This is a genomic window from Streptomyces sp. KR55, from assembly GCF_052245645.1.
Taxonomy (GTDB): Bacteria; Actinomycetota; Actinomycetes; order Streptomycetales; family Streptomycetaceae; genus Streptomyces; species Streptomyces flavusporus.
The window spans coordinates 1-21,171 of sequence record NZ_JBQQCE010000139.1; the positions used below are offsets into that span (position 1 = coordinate 1).

The window sequence follows — 21,171 nt, forward strand, 5'->3', positions numbered from 1 at the left end:
TTCCAGAAGTTGCTGCCCACGCCACCATCCGGGCCGACCCAGAACACGTCCATCTGATCGGGGTTACGAGAAAAGGCCGCGATCGCACCGGGGACAGCATTGTTGGGACCGGCAATGGGAAATGGGTCATGCCAACCCTCGGCAGGGTTCCAGAAGTTGCTGCCCACGCCACCATCCGGGCCGACCCAGAACACGTCCATCTGATCGGGGTTACGAGAGAAAGCCGCGATCGCACCGGGGACAGCATTGTTGGGACCGGCAATGGGAAATGGGTCATGCCAACCCTCGGCAGGGTTCCAGAAGTTGCTGCCCACGCCACCATCCGGGCCGACCCAGAACACGTCCATCTGATCGGGGTTACGAGAAAAGGCCGCGATCGCACCGGGGACAGCATTGTTGGGACCGGCAATGGGAAATGGGTTATGCCAGCTCATGAAGCCTCCATACGGCAGTCGCGTCTCCGACTCAGAAAGGCTCAGGCGCATTAACACCAACTATAGGAGACCGCCCCAGAGGTCGCACCCCGAAGCCCACCATTCGACCTGTACGAGGCTCCCCCGTGCTCTTGGACACTCGATGTTGCCGTAGACCGTATCGAGGACTCATGGCGCGGGACGACGCCGGGGTGCACGGGATGCCTCATCCAGCCCCCTGACCAGCGACGTTATTACTGCATGAGCAAGGCTTGACTGAGGACTCGCGCAGGGCGGAGATGGGCGCGAGTTCCGCACGGGTCTGCGCCCACAGGATCAGCGCGTACGCCCCTACGGACAGCCCCGCGCCCAGCAGTCCGAGCCCGAGGAACGGCCGCAGGCGCGCGGGCGTCTGCGTACGCCAGCGGTACACGGCGTACGCCGGTATCACCATCCCCTGCACCGCCATGAGCCACGCGACGTACCCGAGGGGCGAGCCGGACGCCCGCACGCCCAGCCCGTCCACCACCGTGTACGCCGCGATCGACAGCCCGGTCGCCAGCGCCGCCCCGATCGCCGCCCAGTCCGGCCGCCGCCCGCGCAGCCCCCACAGCGCGGCGCCGGTGAGTCCCGCGCAGCTCAGCGCGATGCCGGCGACGACCCAGCCGTCCGGCACCTCGTGTGCGAAGACGGCGGCGAGCACGGTGACGGCCAGTGGCGCACTGCCGCGCGCGATCGGATACGCCTGCCCGAAGTCGCCGAGCCGGAAGGACGTCATCAGCAGCGCGTAGTAGGCGATGTGGATGGCAGCGGAGGCGAAGAGGTACGGCCACGCCCGCGCGGCCGGGAAGGCCACGAACGGCACGAGCGCGAGCCCGATGACCAGGCCTCCGCCCGAGATGAGCGCGAACCCGACCAGCTTGTCGGTGATGCGGTGGGCGATCGCGTTCCAACTCGCGTGGGCAACGGCGGCCAGCAGCACGGCCGCCGTGACCAGCGGCGTCACGCAGCCCGCTCGCGCACGTCCACCAGGGTGCCGCCGGCCTGGGCGATCAGCGCCTTGGGTTCCATCGGGAACACGGTGTACGGCGTACCGGCGGCGGCCCACACCACGTCGTGGTCGAGCAGCGACCGGTCGGCGAGCACCCGCGTCGCCGTCCGGTGCCCGAACGGCGGTACGCCCCCGATGGCATACCCCGTCGTCTCCCTTACGACGTCGGCGCCAGCCCGCGTGACCTTCCCGGCGCCGAGCTCCCTCCGCACGAGCTCCACGTCGACCCGGGACGCCCCGTCCATGAGGACGAGCACCGGGACCCCGTCCGCCGCGAAGACCAGCGACTTGCAGATCTGGCTCAGCTCGCACCCGATCGCGGCGGCGGCCTCGGCGGCGGTACGGGTCGCATCCGGGAACCGGCGGACACGACCGTGCAGTTCACCGAGCCCCAGCACGTCGAGGGCCGCCGCGAAACGGGGATGAGCATCTGAAGTTCCGGCATCCGAAGTGGTCATGAACGGCACGCTAGCGTTCCGTGTACGGCACATGCGACCGGGTTACGAGCGGCTCGCGCCCCGCGAGCCCGTCTCGTCCCCCGGTGCGCCCTGCCTGCACGCCGCCACGCTCCCCGATCATGGCGATATGTCCCCTTACCTGTTCGACAACAAGGACGACCGCACCCCGGACCGCTTTTCCGTCCTGGAGTCCTGCTACGACCCGTTCTCCCGCCGCCAGCTGGAAGAGACAGGGCTCGCCCGCGGCTGGCGCTGCCTCGAAGTGGGCGGAGGCGGCGGCTCACTGGGCGACTGGCTGGCCGAGCGGGTCGGCCCCGAGGGCGAGGTCACGGTCACCGACCTGGACCCACGCTGGGCGGAGTCCCGCCCACACCCGCCCAACGTCCACCTGCTGCGCCACGACATCGTCAACGACCCGCCGCCCGGCGCCAGCTTCGACCTGATCCACGCCCGCCTGGTCCTGCTCCACCTGCCCGAGCGCCTCGACGTCCTCGACCGCCTGGTCGGTATCTTGCGCCCCGGCGGCTGGCTGGTCCTGGACGAGTTCGACCTCTCCTGGACGCCGGTGCTGGCCGCGCCCGACGCTGCGGCGGTCTCCCTCTTCGAGCGCCTTCACTCCGCGCTGCTCACCCAGTTGGAGAAGACCGGCGCAGACCCCCTCTGGGGCCGCCGGACGCTTGCGGCCATGACGCGGGCCGACCTGACGGACGTCACGTGCACGACCTACGCCGAGGCCTGGCCGGGCGGCGGCACGGGCATCGGCCTGCACCGCGTCAACATGCAACAGGCGACAAGCGCCCTGCGCACGGACGGCGTCACAAACGAGGAACTAACCCGCTTCTACGCCCTCCTGAGGGACCCGGCGTTCGCCGTCAACTCCTACCCGCTGACCAGCACACGGGGTCGTCGCAGGTGACACCAGTTGGAGGAGTTACCGCCGGGGCCGACCGTCACTTCGCGACGTACGTCAGGAAGTCGGTCCAGGTGCTCGGAGTGACGGTGACGTGCGGGACTTCGGGGGTCTTGGAGTCGCGGATGTGGATGGTGGCGGGGGTGGTGGCGACCTCGCCGCAGTCGTTGACGTCGTCGGTGTCGCTGTAGCTGCTCTTGAACCAGTGGAGTTGTGCGGTGCTCATAGCTTCCCCAGCGCTTGCTCGATGAAGGCCAGCGACCCCCTCGGCGGGAGAGCCTGAGCCCGGATCATGCCATAGCGCAGCTCAAGGATCCGGAGATCCTTGGGGTTCTCGACCGGGCGGCCGTTGAACGCACCGGCACAGCGTCCAATCGCCGTGCCGTCAGCGAACTTCAGCACCTGGATCCGGCCCGACGATCCGGCGTGCTCCTCCAGGTCGGTGGGCATGACCTGGAGCGTGACGTTTCTCAACTACGCTATTTCCAACAGATGTTCGAGCTGTCGGCGAAGCACCGTCTCCCCGCCGATGGGGCGTTCCAGCGTCACCTGCTCCTGAACAAAACTGAGCGTCGGGGCAGGCTCCCGCTGGAAGATCGCCTTTCGAGCCGCGTGTGCGACCGTTCCCCGCTCCACCGTTTCCGGGCTGTGCGGGGGCTGCCTCATCTCGAACAGCGCCCGCATGTACTCCGGCGTCTGCAACAACCCATGGATGTTGTGGCTGCTGCAGAACAGCAGCTCCACCGCCCGCCCCTCCAACTCCGTCAGCTCCCGGACCTTCTTGGGGTACCGAGCCTGCTCCATGTCCCGCTTGAACGCCTTGAGATGCCCCTGCGCATTCAGGACGTCGTCCGCCCTGTCCAGGAACTCCGCCGGGGAATGCGCGCCCCTCGCCCCATCTTGCGGATCATGTCCTCGCCGTAGCCCATGACCTCACCCAGGTCGGCCGCCCGCATCCGGCCGCTTCCCGGCAGACCTTGATCAGGCGCCCCACCGCCTGGACCACCGGTTCGATCTCGTCACCCGGCTCGGTGTCCCAACCCGCCTCGTCCACACCGTCGTTCACGGCCACCCACCTCCGACGCGCACTCGTACCGTACAACTGCCAAGACGGCCGAGACAGCACGAGACAAAGGCCGGACAGTAGCCATACGCACACGTGCTGCCACCAGGCACCGTAGGCAGTTTCCGCCACGCTGAGTGACATGAATCAGGAAACCGTCGCCCCTGAAACCGAACCCGCCTGCACCGTCTGCAACTTCAGCGTGCTCCTGTCCCCCACGCCGCGCGGCGCCCGCCTCCCCCGCCTGAATGCCCCTACCCCGGACGCCGACTCCGGCCGCGGTCTCCTCCTCGTGGACGTGTTGGCCGACCGTTGGGGCATCGCCGCGGGGCCCCGCCCCGCAAGACGGTCTGGGCGGAGCTGACAAAAGGAAGCCGGTGAGGGCAGCCCCGTCCCCACGGAACCCTCACCGGCTGGTCTTCAGGGAAGCTGTCGCGTCAGACGCGTACCAGCTCCCGTTCCTCGTCGGGGTCCGCGTCCTTGCGGTCGTCGTCGGAGCGGGTGCGCAGGCCCTCGCCCTCGACGTCGACGTTGGGCAGGGCGCGGTCCAGCCACTTCGGCAGCCACCAGGCCTTCCTGCCGAGCAGGGCGAGCACGGCCGGGACGATCGCCATGCGGACGATGAACGCGTCGAAGAAGACCGCGATCGCGAGGCCGAAGCCGATCATCTTGACCATCGACTCGCTGGAGCCGATGAAGCCGGCGAACACCGCCATCATGATCACCGCCGCGGCCGTGACCACCCGCGCGCCGTGCTTGAAGCCCGTGACGACCGCCTGGCTGGGCTTCTCGCCGTGGACGTACGCCTCCCGCATCCGGGTCACGAGGAACACCTCGTAGTCCATCGCGAGGCCGAAGACCACGCCGACCATGAAGATCGGCATCATCGACATGATCGGGCCGGTCTCCTCGACGCCCATCAGGTCGGCCATCCAGCCCCACTGGAACACCGCGACCACGGCACCGAGTGCGGCAAGCACGCTGAGCAGGAAGCCGAGGGCCGCCTTCAGGGGGACCAGGATCGAGCGGAAGACCGCGATCAGGAGCAGGAAGGCGAGGCCCACCACCAGCGCCAGGTACGGGATCAGCGCATCGTTCATCTTCTGCGAGAAGTCGATGTTCATGGCGGTGGTGCCGGTGACCAGCACCTCCGCGCCCGTGTCGGCCTTGATGTCCGCGCCCGCGTCACGGATGCCGTGGACCAGGTCCTCGGTCTCGGTCGACGAGGGCTTGGAGTCCGGGATCACGGTGATCGTGTAGGTGTCGCCGGCCTTGTTGGGCACCGTCGGGGTCACCGTGACGACGCCCTCCAGACCCTTGATCTCGTCGGTCACCGTGGCGGCGGCCGCCTGGGGGTCGTCGCTGGACTTGGCGTCGACCACCAGCATCAGCGGACCGTTGAATCCGGGGCCGAAGCCCTCGGACAGCAGGTCGTAGGCGCGGCGCTGGGTCGTCGACGTCGGCTGCGAACCGTCGTCGGGCAGGCCCAGCTCGAGCGAGCCGACCGGGGCCGCGGCGGCGCCCAGGCCGATGATGCCGAAGAGGAGGACGGCGACGGGGCGGCGGACGACGAAGCTCGCCCAGCGCGTGCCCATGTTGGGCTTGTTCTCGCTGCTCTGGTTCTTGGACTTGCGGCCGCCGCCCAACAGCTTGCTCTTCGAGCCCGCCGGCTGGATCTTGCGGCCCGCGTAGCCGAGCAGTGCCGGGACCATGGTGAGGGCGATCAGTACGGCGATGACGACCGTGCCTGCGGCTGCGAGGCCCATCTTGGTCAGCATCGGGATGTTGACGACCGCGAGTCCGGCCAGGGCGATCACGACCGTCAGGCCCGCGAAGACCACCGCGGAGCCCGCCGTGCCGACCGCCCGGCCGATCGCTTCGTTGCGGTCGCGGCCCTCGGCGAGTTCGGCCCGGTAGCGGGAGACGATGAACAGCGCGTAGTCGATGCCGACGGCGAGGCCGATCATCATGGCCAGCGTGGAGGTGGTGGAGCCGAGTTCGAGCGTGTTGGCGAGGGCCGTGATGGTGGCGACGCCGATGCCCACGCCGATGATCGCCGTCAGCAGCGGCAGTCCGGCCGCGACCAGCGAGCCCAGGGTGATCACCAGGACGACCGCGGCGACCGCGATACCGATGATCTCGGTGGCGCCGGTCTCGGGCGTGGCCTGGAGCGCGTCACCGCCGATCTCCACGGTCAGCCCGGCGTCCCGCGCGTTCTGCGCGGCCTCCTCCAGGGCTTCCTTGGTGGAGTCCTCCAGCTCCATGCCGGAGACGTCGTAGCTCACCGCCGCGTAGGCGACCGTGCCGTCCTTGCTGACGGCCTGCGCCTGGTACGGGTCGGCGACGGAGGCGACCTCGGAGCCGTCGGACAGCTCCTGGACGGCCTTCTCGACGGTCGCCTTGTTGTCGGCGTCGGTCATCTTCTCGCCGGCGGGTGCCTTGAAGACGACCCGGGCGGTCGCTCCGTCGGCGCTCATGCCGGGGAAGCGGTCCTCCAGCAGGTCGAAGGCCTTCTGGGCCTCGGTGCCGGGGATGGAGAAGGAGGTGGTGCCCGCAGCGGGGGCACTGGCGGCGCCGACACCGGCGAGCGTCAGCAGCGCCACCCAGATCAGGGCGACGAAATGCCGTCGCCGGAAGGCGAGCCGGCCGAGTTTGTAGAGGAACGTGGCCACGAGGGCGTCTCCCGGTCAGGTCGTGGGGTATTCAGGGCAGGGTTGATCAACCCGGTGGGTGGCAGGGGTGATCGGCCCGACGACGTGAGCGGTCGCGTCAGGTGCTAACAGAGAGGGATGCTGCTCAGGTGGTGGGCGCGCCGAGGGCGGGGAGGACCACGGCGTCGATGTAGGAGATGAGGAAGGCCCGGGTCGGCGGCTGATCCTCGATCAGTCCCCTGGCGACGAATGCACCGATCATCATGTGCACCCCGAAATCCAGCGCCGGGTTGTCCGCACGGATCTCACCCCGGTCGACGGCACGCTGCAGCACACGACGGAACTCCGCCATCTCCGGCTCGATGAGCTGTTCCCGGAACTCCCGCAGCAGGTCCGGGTTGTTGTGCACCGCCATGGCCAGACCCCGCATGAGCGCGGCGTTCTGCTCCATCTGGCAGTCGTCCGCCCGCTCGATGTGGGCGTGCAGGTCGCCCCGGAGCGAGCCGGTGTCGACGTCGGTGAACGAACCGGGTTTGCCGTGCCGGATGGCCTTCACGACCAGCTCGGCCTTGCCGCCCCACTGGCGGTAGAGCGTGGCCTTGCTGGAGCGTGTCCTGGCGGCCACGGCATCCATGGTGAGGGCGTCGTAGCCGACTTCACGGAGCAGGTCGAGCACGGCCTCGTACAGCTCGGCCGCGCGCTCGGGAGTGATACGACTGCGACGCGGCGTTGCGACCTCAGCCATTCCGCTCACCTTCCTGTTCCGAACGACACGTTGAACGAACTGCCGATCGACTTCCGAACGACACGGTTTCGTACACGACGAAGGTAGCGCAGCCACCTTCGAAACGAAACCGTTTCGTACGTGTTCTGCGTCACGCATGGTAAGTTTTTCACGATTTGCTCCGCTTCGTCCCCGGGCAAAGCATGGAAAGGTGACCTATCTGCGTCTGCCCCACCTCAGCGGTGACCTGCTGTGCTTCGTCGCCGAGGACGACCTCTGGCTCGCCCCTCTCGACGGCCCGGGCCGCGCCTGGCGGCTCACCGTCGACCGCACCAAGATCGGCCATCCTCGCTTCTCGCCCGACGGCCGCCACCTCGCGTACACGAGCTGGCGCAGCCTCGTCCCGGAGATCCATCTCGTGCCGGTGGAGGGCGGTGCGGGACGCCGGCTGACCTACTGGGGCAGCGCGGACACCCAGGTCTGCGGCTGGACCCCGGACGGCGACATCCTCGCCGTCGCCTCGCACGGCGAGCCCTTCTCCCATTTCACCTGGGCCTACAAGGTCTCCCCCGACGGCGACCCGGGCCGCAAGCTGCCCTGGGGGCCGGTCTCCGACATCCAGGTCGCCGACATCGAGGGGGAGCGCAGAACACTTCTCCTCACCGGCACCCCACCCCACGAACCGGCCGCCTGGAAGCGTTACCGGGGCGGGGCGATGGGCCGGCTGTGGCTGCACGGGCAACGCCTGCTCGCCGACCTGAACGGTCATCTGCACTCCCCCCTGTTCGTCGGCGGTCGCATCGCCTTCCTCTCCGACCACGAGGGCGTCGGCAACCTCTACTCGTGCGCCTACGACGGCTCCGACCTGCGCCGCCACACCGACCACGACGCCTTCTACGCCCGGCACGCGTCCAGCGACGGCACGCGGGTCGTGTACCAGTGCGCGGGCGACCTGTGGATCGTCGACGATCTGGCCGCGGACTCGGCGCCGCGCCGTCTCGACGTGCGCCTGAGCGGGCCGCGCGCGGGCCGGCGTACGTATCAGGTGCCCGCCGCCCAGCATGTGAACGGCATCTCCGTCGACGAGACGGGCCGCGCGAGCGCGGTCGTCGTACGAGGGAGTCTCTACTGGCTGACACACCGGGACGGACCGGCGCGGACGCTCACCGACACGCCCGGCGTACGGGTCCGGCTCCCGGAGATGCTCGGCTCGGGCGGCCAGGTCGCCTACGTCACGGACGCGGAGGGCGAGGACGCGATCGAGATCGCCTATCTGCCGCGGGCCACCGGCGACCGCGAGCCGCGGCGGATGGCACAGGGGGAGCTGGGGCGCGTCCTGGAGATGGTCTGCGATCCGCAGGGCGAGCGGCTCGCGATCGCCGCGCACGACGGCCGGCTGCTGCTGATCGACGCGACGGAGGGGTCCAACGGTGAAGTGACCGAGCTGATCCGGTCGATCAACGGAGCGGTGCGGGACCTGGCCTTCTCGCCGGACGGGGCGTGGCTGACGTGGTCGCACCCGGGGATCGGGCGCACCCTGCGCCAGATCAAGCTGGCCCGCATCAAGGACCGTTTCATCGTCGATGTCACCAACGGCCGCTTCGAGGACGAGAACCCGGTCTTCACCCGCGACGGCCGCTATCTCGCCTTCCTCTCCTGGCGCGGCTTCGACCCGGTGTACGACGTCCACACCGGCGACCTGTCCTTCCCGCTGGGCTGCCGCCCGTACCTGGTGCCGCTCTCCTCTGCCACGCCGTCCCCCTTCGCCCTGAACCCCGACGGCCGCCCGGCCGCCGGGGGCCTGGACCCGGTCGAGGAGGAGGAGCCCGGCGAGGCCGGCGCGGTGATGGTGGAGATCGAGGGCCTGGAGAGCCGGGTGACCCCGTTCCCGGTCGCGGCCTCCAAGTACTCGGCGCTGGCCCCGGTCGCGGGCGGCGGGCTGGTCTGGCTGCGCTGGCCGATCTCGGGCGCGCTCGGCGAGACGTTCGTGAACCCGGACGACACCAGCGGCCGCCCCACCCTCGAGTACTTCAACATCACCAAGGCGAAGAAGTCCGAACTCGTCCAGCACCTGGACTTCTTCGCGGTCAGCGGCGACGGCACCCGGCTCGTCGTGGTCGACGAGGGCGACCTGCGCGCGGTGCCGTCCACGGAGTCCGGTGACAGCGACACGACGACCTGGATCGACGTGCGCCGGATCATGCACGAGGTGGATCCGGGTGCCGAGTGGCGCCAGTCGTACGAGGAGGCGGGCCGGCTCATCCGCGCGTACTTCTGGGACGCGGGGATGTGCGGCATCGACTGGGACGCGGTGCTGGACCAGTACCGGCCGCTGGTCGACCGGGTGGCGTCGCCGGACGAGTTCGCCGACCTGCTCCGCGAAGCGCTGGGCGAGCTGGGCACCTCGCACGCCTATGTCTCCGCCGCGCGCCGCAACGAGGGGCCGGCGCAGTACCAGCGCTGGCAGGGCCTGCTCGGTGCCAACTTCGTGTGCCGGGACGGAAGTTGGATGATCAAGCGGATCCTGCCGGGTGACTCCTCCGACTCCAAGGCCCGCTCCCCGCTCGCCGGTTCGGGCATCCGGGAGGGGGCGGTCCTGACCCATGTTGACGGACGCCCGGTGGATCCGGTGGCCGGCCCCTACCCGCTCCTGGCCGGTGCGGGCGGCACGACGGTGGAGCTGACGTTCACCCCGGCCGGGGGCGAGGGACGTTCCCGCCGGGTCGCCGTCATCCCGCTCGTCGACGAACGGCCGCTGCGCTACCAGGACTGGGTGGCCAAACGCCGTGCGGTGGTACGGGAGTTGAGCGGCGGCCGCTGCGGCTATCTGCACATCCCCGACATGGGCGGCTCCGGCTGGGCCCAGTTCAACCGCGACCTGCGGATGGAGGTCTCGCGGCCCGCGCTGATCGTGGACGTGCGCGGCAACGCCGGCGGGCACATCAGCGAACTCGTCATCGAGAAGCTGACCCGTACGATCCTCGGCTGGGACCTCACCCGCAACGCCCAGCCGGTGTCGTACACCTCGAACGCGCCCCGCGGGCCGGTGGTGGCGCTGGCCGACGAGGCCACGTCCTCGGACGGCGACATGATCACGGCCGCTTTCAAACTCCTGAACCTGGGTCCGGTCGTCGGGCAGCGCACCTGGGGCGGAGTCGTCGGCATGACCGGCCGGCACCGCCTGGGCGACGGCACGGTCATCACGGTCCCGATGAACGCGGCCTGGTTCGACGCCTATGGCTGGTCGGTCGAAAACCACGGTGTCTCCCCTGACTTGGAGGCGCTGCGCACGCCCCTCGACTGGGCGGAGGGCCGCCATGCCCAACTCGACGACGCAGTCCGGCTGGCCCTGGAGCTCCTGACGACCAATCCGGCGGCAACACCCCCGGACCACGGCGACATCCCGAACCGCTCCCGCCCCAAGCTCCCGCCACGGATCTGAGCGCCGCCCCCGTGAACGAAGGAACGCGGGGCGCCCTCACAAGGGCACCCCGCGTCAATCGGCCGAGGCCGAAGGCAAGTTGACAGACGTTACACGTCGTAGTCCTGGTCGAAGCGGTCCTCCGCCTCCCGCTGCTCGCGCTCCGTCTCGCGCCGGCCGCGCTCGCTTATCGGCTCGCCGCGCTCGCTGCGTTCGCGCTCACGCTCGTCCTGCCGTCCGACCTTCTCCTTGGCCTGCTGCTTGAGCTGCTCGGCCTTGTCCTGGAACTGGTCCTTCATGCCCATGAGATTCACTCCCAATGTGGGTGAGGGGATCGGGCCTCGACCAGATTTACACGGACGGACTAAGCACGCATTTCGATCAACTACGCTGTGTAGCGCGGGCCTGTTCATCGGCGGCACCGCCCGCCCCCACGAGCCCGGTCCGCATCCCCTGCAACCGGTCCGCGAACCGCCGCATCTCCCGTTGTCCCACCGTCCCGATGATTCCCGGCAGATACCCGCGGACCCCCTGCATCCCGCGCAGCCACCACTGCCCGTACACATGGCTCGACCGCCGCTCGATCCCGGCGACGATCCGGTCCACCGCGGGCCCCAGCGGATACGTCTTGTTGGACGGCCACGGCAGCCGCTGCCTCAACTCCCGCATGACATCGTCCTGATCGGCCCCGCGCACCATGTCGGTGTCGGTCCACGACAGATACGCCACACCCACCTTCACGCCCTGGTACCCGACTTCGGCACGCAGACTGTGCGCGTACGCCTCGACGCCCGACTTCGAGGCGCAGTACGCGGTCATCATCGGCGCCGGAGTGATCGCGGCGAGGGAGGCGATCTGGAGCAGATAGCCCCGGCTCTCCACCAGCACGGGCAGGAACGCCCGGGCCGTCACCGCAGATCCGATCAGGTTGACCTCGATGACCCGCCGCCACGCCTGCGGGTCGGAGTCGACGAAAGGACCGCCGGTCGCGACACCGGCGTTGGCGACGACGATGTCGACCTTGCCGAAGCGTTCCTTGACTTCGCGGGCCACCCTCGCCATGGCGTCGTGGTCGGTGACGTCGGCGTGCCAGTGGTCGCTGTCGCCGTGCAGCCGCGCGGAGACCTCCTTGAGCGCGTCCGGCTCCAGCCCGACCAGCGCCACCGTGGCGCCGCGCGCCGACAACTTCCGGGCGAGCAGCTCGCCGACGCCCCGCGCGGCCCCGGTGATGACCGCGACCTGCCCCTCCAGGCTCACCCTGCTCATGCGCCCTCCTTGACGTCGGTGTCCGCCGCGCTGTTCACGTAGGTGGTGACGAGTTCCCGGATCCTGCCGGTGACCAGCTCGGGCGCCTCCACCGGTGTCATGTGCCCGAGCCCGGGCAGCTCGGTGAGCCCGACGCACTGCGGCAGTGCGGCGACCAGGGCCCGTGAGTGCACCGGCGGAGTGAGCCGGTCGTGCGACCCGACGACCACCGCCGTCGGTACCGCCAACTCCCGTACGCCGTGGTCGAGGTCGAGCAGATCCAGTACGTGCGACCAGGCGTGGCGCACCTTGCGCGGACAGGCGTGCACGATGCGCGCACAGGCCTCCACCATGTGCGGGGCCGAACCGGCGCCCATCGTGGCGTACTTGAGGATCCACCGGGCGATCGGCGTGACCGGTCCGAGCGGCGCCCGGGAGCCGAGGACGCGCCGCGTCAGCGCGGTGCGCAGCCGGCCCGCGCGCAGCGGCAGCACCGTCGACTCGGCGACCAGCCGCGAACTGCCCGTGCTGCACAGCAGGACGGCCGCCGCGTGCGCCTGGAAGCGGGGGCGCGCGGATGCGGCCATCACCGTCATGCCGCCCATGGAATGCCCGGCGATCACCGCCCGTTCGCCGGGCGCGAGCGTCGCGGCGAGTACGGCTTCGAGGTCGTCGGCGAGTGCCTGCGTACTGCACGCCGGGCTCTCGGGGCTGCGTCCGTGGCCGCGCTGGTCGTAGGCGATGACCCGGTGGTCGGCGGCCAGGGCCCGGATCTGCGCCGCCCAGAAGGCGGTGGAGCAGGTCCAGCCGTGGACCAGGACGACGGGCGGCGCCTGCTCGGGGCCGTGCACCTCGACGTGCAGACGGGAGCCGTCGGCGGAGGTGACGGTCAGTTCGTGGGCGGGGACGGGTGGGGCGTAGGGGCCGGAGGAGACGTGGAGCAGGCGGCTCATACGGCGGCCTCCACGGTGTCCTGCTCGCCGGTGCTGACATCGGTTCGGGGCCGCAGCACCGCGTACTCGGCGAGATCCACCCGCCGTGTCGCGCGCCGGAACTCCGCTGTCGTACCGGGCCAGATGGTCGTGTTGCGGCCGGACGCGTCCAGGTACCAGCTGGTGCAGCCGCCGGTGTTCCACACGGTGCGCTTCATCCGCTCCTGCACCCGCCGGTTCCAGGCATGCACGGCGCTCGGGCGGGCGTCGAGGGCGACACGTCCGCCGAGCACGTCCAACTGCCGTACGAAGTCGGCCATGTAGTTCAGCTGGGACTCGATCATCAGGATCATGGACGAGTTTCCGAGGCCGGTGTTGGGCCCGATGATCGTCATCCAGTTGGGGAACCCCGCCGCGGAGGCGCCGCGCAGGGCCTCCATACCGTCCTTCCAGACCTCCGCAAGGGTCCGGCCCTCCGCCCCGACGACCCGCTCGGCGATCGGCATGTCGGTGACGTGGAAGCCGGTGCCGAAGACGATCGCGTCGACCTCGGTCTCGGTGCCGTCGGAAGCGATGACCTTCGAGCCGTCGATCTGGCTGAGCCCGCTCGCAACGACGTCCACATTGGGCCGGGCGAGCGCCGGATAGTAGTCGCTCGACAGCAGGATCCGCTTGCAGCCGATGCGGTAGTCGGGCGTGAGCTTGGCACGCAGGGCCGGGTCCTTGATGGCGCGGGCCATGTTGCGCTTGGCCAACTGCTCGACCAGGCCCAGCTCGTTGGGGTGCTTGGTGAAGGCCTGGACCTGCAACTCGCGGATACCCCAGAGCAGTCCACGCCGGAGCTGGGTCGTCAGCGGAACGGCGCGGTGCAGCCGCCGCTCGGCGCCGGTGATGGCGCGGTCGATACGGGGCATCACCCAGGGCGGGGTGCGCTGGAAGAGGACCAGTTTCGCCACGTCGGGCTGAATGGCCGGCACGATCTGGATGGCGGAGGCGCCGGTGCCGACCATGGCGACCCGCTTGCCACGCAGGTCGTAGTCGTGGTCCCAGCGGGCCGAGTGGAAGACCTTGCCGGGGAAGGTGTCGAGCCCGGGGATGTCCGGGATCTTCGGGTCGGACAGGGGGCCGGTCGCGGAGACCACGAAGTCGGCGGTGAGCCGGCCGGAGCTGGTCTCGATCTCCCAGCGCAGCTCCTGGCCGTCCCAGGTCATCTTCTTCACCTCCGAGTTGAAGCGGAGGTGCGGGCGGAGGCGGAAGACGTCGGTGACGTGCTCCAGGTAGGCGCGGATGTGCTCCTGCCCGGAGAAGGTGCGCGGCCAGTCCGGGTTGGGCGCGAAGGAGAACGAGTAGAGATGTGACGGTACGTCACACGCGCACCCCGGATAGCTGTTGTCCCGCCAGGTGCCGCCGACGCTGTCGGCCCGTTCCAGGACGACGAAGTCGGTGATCCCCTCCCGGCGCAGCCGCACGGCCGCCCCGAGCCCGCCGAACCCGGACCCGACGACCGCCACCCGTACATGCTCGTGTTCGGCCATACCGACGCCCCTCCCTGTCCACGCGACTCTGCGCAGTTGCGTACTCTGCCAGTGAACACTGGCGCAATGGGAGAGTAGAGGAGGCCCGTACTGAGCGGTAGGGGGCGGTACGAGGAAAGTTACCGGCGGTACGACTTAGGGTGCGGTCGTGGCAGACAAGCGTGAGTACCGCATGGAGGAGCTGGCCCGGCTGGCCGGCATCACAGTGCGCACCCTGCGCTTCTACCGCGAACGCAAGCTGATCCCACCACCGCGCCGGGAAGGCCGTATCGCCTGGTACGACGACCACCACCTGGCCCGCCTGCGCACCATCGGCGCACTCCTCGAACGCGGCCACACCCTGAGCGGCATAGCGGAACTGGCCGAGACCTTCGACCACGGCCGCGACGTCGGCGACCTCCTCGGCCTGGGCGCCCCCACCGAGGAAACCCCCGTCCGCCTCACCCCCGAGGAACTCGCCGACCACTTCGCGGGCCAGGCCACCCCCGAGAACCTCGCCGTCGCAATGGAACTCGGCTACCTCGGCACCGACGGCGACGAGATCGTCCACATCAGCCGCCGCCTGCTGGAGGTGTCCGCCGCACTGGTGCGCGAGGGCATCCCCCTTGCGGAGGTCCTGGCGGCGGGCAAACGGGTCCGCGAACACGCCGACGCACTGGCGGAGTTGTTCGCCGACCTGGTCCTGCGCCACGCCACCGAGGACGACCTGCCGCGCCTGCGCCCGCTGGCCCGCAGCGTGGTGGAGGCGGAGCTGTCGCTGGCGATGGACCGGCGGCTGCGGAAGAAGCCGTAGGTTCTGAGCAGGCTCGGCGAAGTCCGGTGCGGTTCGGCAGCGCCCCAAAGGGGCGCGGGGCTGTTTCGATATGCGGCTCCGCCGCGATGGGGGTCCCCCCGCTCATGGGGGTCCCCCCGCGCGAGCGAAACCGAGCGTGGGGGAGAAGCCGAGAGCGGGGGGAGCGACCAGCCACGACGCACCCGCAGGTGGCGTACCGGACTTCCAGCGGAGCGCCTGGTCACCGCTCGAAGACCACCGTCACCGGCGCATGGTCCGACCACCGCTCCGCATGCGTGGCCGCCCGCTCGACGACCGCCTTGACGGCGCGTTCGGCGAGCCCGGGCGTCGCCACTGCCAGGTCGATACGCCATCCCGTGTCGTTGTCGAAGGCCCTCCCCCGGTACGACCACCAGGTGTACGGCCCCGCCACATCCGGGTGCAGCGCCCGCACCACGTCGACGTACCCGCCGTCCCCGGCGTCGAAGACCCGCCCCAGCCACTCCCGTTCCTCCGGCAGGAAGCCGGAGTTCCTGGTGTTGCCGCGCCAGTTCTTCAGGTCGGCCTGCTGGTGGGCGATGTTCCAGTCGCCGCAGACGAGCACCTCACGCCCCTCGGCGGCGGCCCGCTCGCGCAGGCCCTTCAGATGGGCGAGGAACTCCCCCATGAACCGGACCTTCTCGTCCTGCCGTTCGGTCCCGACCTCGCCGGAGGGGAGATAGAGAGAGGCGATCGTCACACCGGGCAGGTCGACCTCGGCGTAGCGCCCACTGTCGTCGAACTCGGCCGACCCGAACCCGATGCGGACGGCGTCCGGCTCGCGCCGGGTGTACAGCGAGACGCCGGCGCGCCCCTTGGCGGCCGCAGGGGCGTGCACGACATGCCAGCCCTCCGGCGCGCGGACGTGCTCGGGCAGCTGCTGCGGCTCGGCGCGCACCTCCTGCAGGCAGAGCACATCGGCTTGGGTACCGGCGAGCCACTCCACGAAGCCTTTCTTCGCGGCGGCCCGCAACCCGTTCACGTTCACAGAGGTCACAGTGAGCACCCGGGCACGATACCGGCACACTGGACGAAGTCCGGATTCGATCATCGCATAGATGTACGATGCCCGGCATGAATATACGTCGCGTCTCCTTCGACCACCCCGACGCCGTCAAGCTCAACGACGAGGTCCAGGCCGAGTACCACGAGCGCTACGGCGACGGCGGCGACGCCACCCCCCTCGACCCGTCGGACTTCGCGCCGCCGAACGGCGTGTACCTGATCGCCTACGACGAGAGCGACCGCCCCGTCGCCACCGGCGGCTGGCGCAGCCAGGACAAGAACGGCGAGGGCAACGAGGACGGCGACGCCGAGCTGAAGCGGATGTTCGTGATCAGGGAGCTGCGCGGCCGCGGCCTGGCCCGGCGCATGCTCACCGCCCTGGAGGACGACGCCCGTGCGGCCGGCCGCATCCGCATGGTCCTGGAGACCGGCACAGAGCAGCCGGAGGCGATCGCCCTCTACACCTCCAGCGGCTACGAGCCGTGCACCAAGTTCGGCTACTACCGCTTCCACGAGGCCAGCCGCTGCTTCGCGAAGCCCCTCGCCTGACCCGGCATCAGCCGGACCGGGGGCACGCAACAAAAAGGAGCCCGCCCGATCATCGATCGGGCGGGCTCCTATCAACCGACTCCAGGTTTCCCCGGGGCAGTTGTTGCGGTGGACCTGAGGGGATTTGAACCCCTGGCCCCCTCGATGCGAACGAGGTGCGCTACCGGACTGCGCCACAGGCCCTTGCAACGAGTGAAACTTTAGCACCCCGATCGGGCTGCTCGGAAATCCGTTGCCGTGAGGGCCGAGGTGCCCTACTCGTTGGCCGCCCGCGGTCGCTCCCCGTCCTCGTACTGGTCGAACAGGGGCGTACGCCCGCGTTCCCGTGCCCGGCGGGCCGAGGCCGCGCGCCGGGCGTCGCTGCGGTCGCCGCCGTCCGTACGGTCCGCCGCCTCGTCCGGCTCCGCCGTCTCCACGCCGTCCGGGGAGGCCGTGGATGCCCCGTCCCCGGCCTCCTGGTCCCGCGCGACGGAACTCGACCGCGCCGAACTCCACGCGTCCGGCGCCCCCAGATCGACATCGGGCGTGGCCCGCGGAGCGACCGGCGCCGTCACATACGTCGGCAGTGGTACCGGCACCGGCTCCCAGCTCTCGCCCCTGCCCGGCCCGCGCTGCCGCTCCCGCTGCTGGTCGACCCACTCGGCGTGATCGGTCTGCTCGACGAGCGCCCGCCGGTCCGCCGCGAGCGCCGACAGCCCGGGGTCGGCCTCCGGCTCGGGTCCCTCGTCGGGGTCGCCGGCGTCGATCTCGGCGGCCGCCTGCCGACGGGGCTGGCGTGCCCGCTCGCGCAGGTGCTGCGCTGCGGCCTCCGCCCGGCGGCGGTCCATCTGGTAGGTGAAGCGGCGGCGCTCCTGGGTGCGCAGATACGCGATGTACACGCTGAGCAGCACTGCGGGCACACCGGGCGCCCACAGGAAGGCGAGCCCCCCCACGGCCGCGACGATCGCGCCGAGCGTGAACGCGAAGAAGAGCACCACTGTCGTACGTCGGCGGCGCGCGAGCACCTTCGAGCGCTGGGCGCGCGCGGCGGCGGCCTCCGCGGCGGGCGCGCGCCGTGCGGACGGCACGCGGTTGCCCGTCGGCGCCGAGACACCCTCGCGCGCGGACGCGGCGCCGGATGTGTGCGCGGGCGCGTCACCGGGCTTCCGCGCGGGCGCACTTTCCGGCTCCCGCGCGGACGCGCCTGCGGGCTCGCGCGCCGGTTGCGTCTGCTCCGTGCCCTGGGCCTGGACCGTCGCCTGCGTCCGGGGCCTGGTCGGAGACACAGCGAAGGCCCGGACGTCCACCGAGTCGGTGACGGCGTCCGGGTCGTCGGGGTCGGGCTCCCCCTCGTCGGTGGAGCGCGCCTGCAGGTCCTTGGCGTATCGACGCTCCATGGCCGCCCGTCCGGACAGCAACCGGATGGCGGTGCTGAAGCGCTCCGTCGGACGGGCCTCGTTCAGCTCGTCCTGCCTACGGAGCCACATGGGCACCAAGTAGGCGGCCCAGGCCCCGACAATGACTGCGTAGATGAGGCCGCTGCTGCTCACGCCTCACACGGTAGAGGGGTTTGCGTGAGGCCATCTGCCAATTGAGCCGGTGTGTCGCACGATCTGGCTGATATTTCGAGCTTTTTTTGTGAGCGATGCGATCAGTAGGTCACCGAGGTCGCGAATTCAACGCCCCGGAGTGGTCACCGTCCGATCATTTTCGAACATTTATTCAATTCCGGGGTTACGCGTGATTGCCCGGGGCGTTCTGCGGGTTCCACGGCAGGCTCTGCGGGTTGCGCGGCGTGCTCTGCCCGTTCTCGCCCGTGCTCCGCAGCCGGTTCCGCCGCCAGCGGCTGAGCAGTCCGTCGGGCACTTCTTCCGCGGTGAGGGCGAAGACGAGATGGTCGCGCCAGGCTCCGTCGATGTGGAGATATCGGGGCCTGAGGCCCTCCTCGCGGAATCCGAGTTTCTCCACGACGCGGCGGCTGGGTGCGTTCTCGGGGCGAATGCAGACCTCGATGCGGTGGAGCCCGACGGTCCGGAAACAGTGGTCCACGGCGAGCGCCACGGCCGTCGGCATCACACCGCGTCCGGCCACGGACTCGTCCACCCAGTAACCGATGTGCCCCGAGCACATCGAACCCCAGGTGATCCCGGCCACCGTCAACTGCCCGGCCAGCCGCCCCTGGTACTCGATGACGAACGGCAGCATCCGGCCCGCGTTCGCCTCGGAGCGCAGATGGCGCACCATCTGGCGGTAGGTCGGCCGGTGCGCGATCGGCCCGCCGGGCGCGGGCGGCGGAATGGTCGCCTCCCAGGGGCGCAGCCAGTCGCGGTTGCGCCGGTTGACCTCACGCCAGGCCCGCTGGTCGCGCAGCTTTATCGGCCGGAGGACGACATCGCCCTCCACCAGTTCGACGGGCCAGGATGGGCTGTTCAGCTCGCACCCCCACTGCTGGGTCTGGGGTGGTCGCCGCCGCGGAGCTGGTCGACGGCGTGGGTCAGGAGGGGCTCCAGGACGGCCAGTCCGTCCCGTACCCCGCCGGAGGAACCCGGCAGGTTGACGATCAGTGTGCGTCCCGCCACCCCGGCCAGCCCCCGGGAGAGCGCGGCGGTCGGCACCTTCTCCCGTCCGAACGCGCGGATGGCCTCGGCGATGCCCGGCACCTCGTGGTCGAGCACCGCGCGGGTCGCCTCGGGCGTGCGGTCGGTGGGCGAGATGCCGGTGCCGCCGGTGGTGACGATCACGTCGTACCCGGCGTCGACACCGGCGCGCAGGGCGGCCTCCACGGGGTCCCCGTCGGGGACGACCTGCGGTCCGTCGACCGCGAACCCGAAGCCCTTGAGGCCGTCGGCGATCAGCGGGCCGCCCTTGTCCTCGTAGACCCCGGCGGCAGCCCTGTTGGAGGCGGTGACCACAAGAGCGCTGTACGGCGCCACCAGGGCTCCGCCGACTGAGGCGTCGAGAGTCATGCCCGGCTCCAGTCGCCCGACTTGCCGCCCGTCTTCTCCTCCACCCGTACGTCCGTGATGACCGCTCCCTTGTCGACCGCCTTGACCATGTCGATCACGGTGAGCGCGGCGACGGAGACCGCGGTGAGGGCCTCCATCTCGACGCCCGTGCGGTCCGTCGTCTTCACCGTGGCCAGGATCTCCACGGCGTCGTCCGCGACCGACAGGTCCAGTGTCACACCCGACACCGACAACGGGTGGCACAGCGGGATCAGGTCCGGGGTGCACTTGGCACCCATGATGCCCGCGATCCGCGCGGTGGCCAGGGCGTCACCCTTGGGTACGCCTTCGCCGCGCAGCAGTTCGATCACACGGGGCGAGACGAGGACGCGTCCGCTCGCGCGCGCGGTGCGCGCGGTGACGTCCTTGTCCGACACGTCGACCATGCGGGCGGCCCCCGCATCGTCGATGTGCGTCAGTCGGTCCTGCACAGGGGGTCCGGGGGTCTCCCCCCGGGAAGGCACGGTCATGGTGTGGCGCTCCCGGTCCGGGCCCGCCGCGGTGCGGCGCACGGGCCTGCTGTGCGCGACACGGTACCGCCAACCTGGGGCGCTCAGCCGAGCAGGACCACCTCGACCTCGGTGCCCGGCGCGACGGACTCGACGTCCTCGGGGATCACGATCAGCGCGTCGGCGTGCGCGAGGGCGGCCACCAGGTGGGAGCCGGCGCCGCCGACGGGGGTCACCTTGTCGTCGGCGTACGTACCGCGCAGGAACTGCCGGCGGCCCTTCGGCGAGGTCAGCGCCTTGTCCGCGGTCAGGGTCGCCCGGGTCCTGGGCCGGTGGACGTCCTCCAGCCCCATGAGGGTGCGGATCGCGGGACGGACGAACAGTTCGAAGGAGACGTACGACGACACCGGGTTGCCGGGGAGGGCCAGCAGCGGGGTGTGGTCGGGGCCGATGGAGCCGAAGCCCTGCGGCTTGCCGGGCTGCATGGCGAGCTTGCGGAACTCGATGCCGCTGCCCGGTTCGTCCTCGTCGGCGACGTGCGACAGCGCCTCCTTGACGACGTCGTACGCTCCGACGCTCACGCCGCCGGTGGTGACCATGAGGTCGGCGCGGACGAGCTGGTCCTCGATGGTGGTGCGCAGGGTCTCGGCGTCGTCGGCGACGGCGCCCACGCGGTAGGCGATGGCGCCGGCGTCACGGGCGGCCGCGGTGAGGGCGAAGCTGTTGGAGTCGTAGATCTGGCCGCTGCCCAGTTCCTCGTCGGGCTGGACGAGTTCGCTGCCGGTGGACAGCACGACCACGCGCGGGCGCGGGCGTACGCGTACCGTGCCGCGGCCGATGGCGGCGAGCAGGGCGATCTGCGGCGGGCCGAGGATGGTGCCGGCCTCCAGGGCACGGTCGCCGGCCTTCACGTCGCTGCCCTTCGCACGTACGTGGGCGCGTGCCTCGGCCGGCCGGTGCACGCGCACGT

Annotated in this window: 19 protein-coding genes, 1 tRNA gene and 2 pseudogenes; 4 read left to right on the plus strand and 18 right to left on the minus strand. The window is 70.4% G+C overall.

Annotated features, from left to right (window positions below; translation table 11 throughout):
• The 3 genes and pseudogenes from ACTWQJ_RS21235 to ACTWQJ_RS21245 form a co-directional block, all read right to left on the minus strand.
• Positions 1–434: pseudogene (locus tag ACTWQJ_RS21235) on the minus strand (hypothetical protein); the annotation flags it as partial.
• Between the two features lie 205 nt (positions 435–639).
• Entirely contained in the window at positions 640–1,419 is a 780-nt protein-coding gene (locus ACTWQJ_RS21240; protein WP_443308195.1) for an EamA family transporter, read from the minus strand.
• On the minus strand, positions 1,416–1,922 hold the full coding sequence (locus tag ACTWQJ_RS21245) for a YbaK/EbsC family protein (protein ID WP_443308196.1): 507 nt from the start codon (positions 1,920–1,922) through the stop codon (positions 1,416–1,418). Before ACTWQJ_RS21245 ends, ACTWQJ_RS21240 begins: the two co-directional genes overlap by 4 nt.
• Positions 1,923–2,049: 127 nt before the next feature.
• Between ACTWQJ_RS21245 and ACTWQJ_RS21250 the strand changes: the two genes are divergently transcribed.
• Positions 2,050–2,838 (plus strand): class I SAM-dependent methyltransferase, encoded by a 789-nt coding sequence (locus ACTWQJ_RS21250; RefSeq protein WP_443308197.1) that lies wholly within the window; start codon positions 2,050–2,052, stop codon positions 2,836–2,838.
• A 34-nt stretch (positions 2,839–2,872) separates the two neighbouring features.
• Here the strand turns inward: ACTWQJ_RS21250 and ACTWQJ_RS21255 are convergent, their stop codons facing one another.
• The 4 genes and pseudogenes from ACTWQJ_RS21255 to ACTWQJ_RS21270 form a co-directional block, all read right to left on the minus strand.
• Positions 2,873–3,058 carry a DUF397 domain-containing protein gene (locus tag ACTWQJ_RS21255; protein WP_443308198.1) on the minus strand — a complete coding sequence of 62 codons (186 nt, stop codon included), beginning with the start codon at positions 3,056–3,058 and terminating at the stop codon, positions 2,873–2,875.
• Positions 3,055–3,898: pseudogene (locus ACTWQJ_RS21260) on the minus strand (helix-turn-helix domain-containing protein). The gene ACTWQJ_RS21255 and the pseudogene ACTWQJ_RS21260 overlap by 4 nt, the downstream one beginning before the upstream one ends.
• A gap of 434 nt (positions 3,899–4,332) precedes the next feature.
• Complete coding sequence (locus ACTWQJ_RS21265) at positions 4,333–6,567, minus strand: MMPL family transporter (RefSeq protein WP_443308199.1); 2,235 nt, start codon at positions 6,565–6,567, stop codon at positions 4,333–4,335.
• A 124-nt stretch (positions 6,568–6,691) separates the two neighbouring features.
• A complete protein-coding gene (locus ACTWQJ_RS21270) occupies positions 6,692–7,291 on the minus strand; it encodes a TetR/AcrR family transcriptional regulator (RefSeq protein ID WP_443308200.1) in 600 nt (199 codons plus the stop codon).
• Between the two features lie 190 nt (positions 7,292–7,481).
• Between ACTWQJ_RS21270 and ACTWQJ_RS21275 the strand changes: the two genes are divergently transcribed.
• On the plus strand, positions 7,482–10,712 hold the full coding sequence (locus ACTWQJ_RS21275) for a S41 family peptidase (protein ID WP_443308201.1): 3,231 nt from the start codon (positions 7,482–7,484) through the stop codon (positions 10,710–10,712).
• Between the two features lie 89 nt (positions 10,713–10,801).
• On the opposite strand, the gene ACTWQJ_RS21280 is transcribed toward ACTWQJ_RS21275, so the two are convergent.
• The 4 genes from ACTWQJ_RS21280 to ACTWQJ_RS21295 all read right to left on the minus strand — a co-directional run bounded on the left by ACTWQJ_RS21280 (position 10,802) and on the right by ACTWQJ_RS21295 (position 14,403).
• Complete coding sequence (locus tag ACTWQJ_RS21280) at positions 10,802–10,996, minus strand: hypothetical protein (protein ID WP_443308202.1); 195 nt, start codon at positions 10,994–10,996, stop codon at positions 10,802–10,804.
• 76 nt (positions 10,997–11,072) lie between these two features.
• The gene (locus ACTWQJ_RS21285; protein WP_443308203.1) at positions 11,073–11,957 is read right to left on the minus strand and encodes an SDR family oxidoreductase; all 885 of its coding nucleotides are present in this window, start codon (positions 11,955–11,957) and stop codon (positions 11,073–11,075) included.
• Positions 11,954–12,889 (minus strand): alpha/beta fold hydrolase, encoded by a 936-nt coding sequence (locus tag ACTWQJ_RS21290; protein ID WP_443308204.1) that lies wholly within the window; start codon positions 12,887–12,889, stop codon positions 11,954–11,956. The genes ACTWQJ_RS21285 and ACTWQJ_RS21290 overlap by 4 nt, the downstream gene beginning before the upstream one ends.
• Positions 12,886–14,403, minus strand: a complete 1,518-nt coding sequence (locus ACTWQJ_RS21295) for a flavin-containing monooxygenase (protein WP_443308205.1) — start codon at positions 14,401–14,403, stop codon at positions 12,886–12,888. The genes ACTWQJ_RS21290 and ACTWQJ_RS21295 overlap by 4 nt, the downstream gene beginning before the upstream one ends.
• 148 nt (positions 14,404–14,551) lie before the next feature.
• Between ACTWQJ_RS21295 and ACTWQJ_RS21300 the strand changes: the two genes are divergently transcribed.
• Entirely contained in the window at positions 14,552–15,196 is a 645-nt protein-coding gene (locus ACTWQJ_RS21300) for a MerR family transcriptional regulator (RefSeq protein WP_443308206.1), read from the plus strand.
• A 220-nt stretch (positions 15,197–15,416) separates the two neighbouring features.
• On the opposite strand, the gene ACTWQJ_RS21305 is transcribed toward ACTWQJ_RS21300, so the two are convergent.
• The gene (locus ACTWQJ_RS21305) at positions 15,417–16,220 is read right to left on the minus strand and encodes an exodeoxyribonuclease III (RefSeq protein WP_443308207.1); all 804 of its coding nucleotides are present in this window, start codon (positions 16,218–16,220) and stop codon (positions 15,417–15,419) included.
• Between the two features lie 68 nt (positions 16,221–16,288).
• Between ACTWQJ_RS21305 and ACTWQJ_RS21310 the strand changes: the two genes are divergently transcribed.
• Complete coding sequence (locus ACTWQJ_RS21310) at positions 16,289–16,768, plus strand: GNAT family N-acetyltransferase (protein ID WP_443308208.1); 480 nt, start codon at positions 16,289–16,291, stop codon at positions 16,766–16,768.
• Positions 16,769–16,877: 109 nt separating this feature from the next.
• Here the strand turns inward: ACTWQJ_RS21310 and ACTWQJ_RS21315 are convergent.
• From ACTWQJ_RS21315 to ACTWQJ_RS21340, 6 genes are all read right to left on the minus strand, one after another.
• A tRNA-Ala gene (locus ACTWQJ_RS21315) sits at positions 16,878–16,951 on the minus strand.
• A gap of 71 nt (positions 16,952–17,022) precedes the next feature.
• Positions 17,023–18,297: a divisome protein SepX/GlpR gene (sepX, locus tag ACTWQJ_RS21320; RefSeq protein ID WP_443308209.1), complete on the minus strand. Its 1,275-nt coding sequence runs from the start codon at positions 18,295–18,297 to the stop codon at positions 17,023–17,025.
• A 184-nt stretch (positions 18,298–18,481) separates the two neighbouring features.
• Complete coding sequence (locus ACTWQJ_RS21325; protein WP_224733603.1) at positions 18,482–19,150, minus strand: GNAT family N-acetyltransferase; 669 nt, start codon at positions 19,148–19,150, stop codon at positions 18,482–18,484.
• Between the two features lie 26 nt (positions 19,151–19,176).
• Positions 19,177–19,713, minus strand: coding sequence for a MogA/MoaB family molybdenum cofactor biosynthesis protein (locus ACTWQJ_RS21330; protein ID WP_443308210.1), 537 nt, complete (start codon positions 19,711–19,713; stop codon positions 19,177–19,179).
• Positions 19,710–20,222 carry a cyclic pyranopterin monophosphate synthase MoaC gene (moaC, locus tag ACTWQJ_RS21335; RefSeq protein WP_443308211.1) on the minus strand — a complete coding sequence of 171 codons (513 nt, stop codon included), beginning with the start codon at positions 20,220–20,222 and terminating at the stop codon, positions 19,710–19,712. Before moaC ends, ACTWQJ_RS21330 begins: the two co-directional genes overlap by 4 nt.
• Before the next feature lie 83 nt (positions 20,223–20,305).
• The coding region (locus ACTWQJ_RS21340) for a molybdopterin molybdotransferase MoeA (protein WP_443308212.1) at positions 20,306–21,171 on the minus strand (866 nt) is incomplete at its 5' end.

Coding starts and splice junctions, on each gene's coding strand:
- ACTWQJ_RS21295 (WP_443308205.1), bottom strand. CDS start 14,403: ATGGCCGAACACGAGCATGTACGGGTGGCGGTCGTCGGGTCCGGGTTC.
- ACTWQJ_RS21255 (WP_443308198.1), bottom strand. CDS start 3,058: ATGAGCACCGCACAACTCCACTGGTTCAAGAGCAGCTACAGCGACACC.
- ACTWQJ_RS21310 (WP_443308208.1), top strand. CDS start 16,289: ATGAATATACGTCGCGTCTCCTTCGACCACCCCGACGCCGTCAAGCTC.
- ACTWQJ_RS21290 (WP_443308204.1), bottom strand. CDS start 12,889: ATGAGCCGCCTGCTCCACGTCTCCTCCGGCCCCTACGCCCCACCCGTC.
- ACTWQJ_RS21280 (WP_443308202.1), bottom strand. CDS start 10,996: ATGGGCATGAAGGACCAGTTCCAGGACAAGGCCGAGCAGCTCAAGCAG.
- moaC (WP_443308211.1), bottom strand. CDS start 20,222: ATGACCGTGCCTTCCCGGGGGGAGACCCCCGGACCCCCTGTGCAGGAC.
- ACTWQJ_RS21245 (WP_443308196.1), bottom strand. CDS start 1,922: ATGACCACTTCGGATGCCGGAACTTCAGATGCTCATCCCCGTTTCGCG.
- ACTWQJ_RS21270 (WP_443308200.1), bottom strand. CDS start 7,291: ATGGCTGAGGTCGCAACGCCGCGTCGCAGTCGTATCACTCCCGAGCGC.
- ACTWQJ_RS21285 (WP_443308203.1), bottom strand. CDS start 11,957: ATGAGCAGGGTGAGCCTGGAGGGGCAGGTCGCGGTCATCACCGGGGCC.
- ACTWQJ_RS21330 (WP_443308210.1), bottom strand. CDS start 19,713: ATGACTCTCGACGCCTCAGTCGGCGGAGCCCTGGTGGCGCCGTACAGC.
- ACTWQJ_RS21250 (WP_443308197.1), top strand. CDS start 2,050: ATGTCCCCTTACCTGTTCGACAACAAGGACGACCGCACCCCGGACCGC.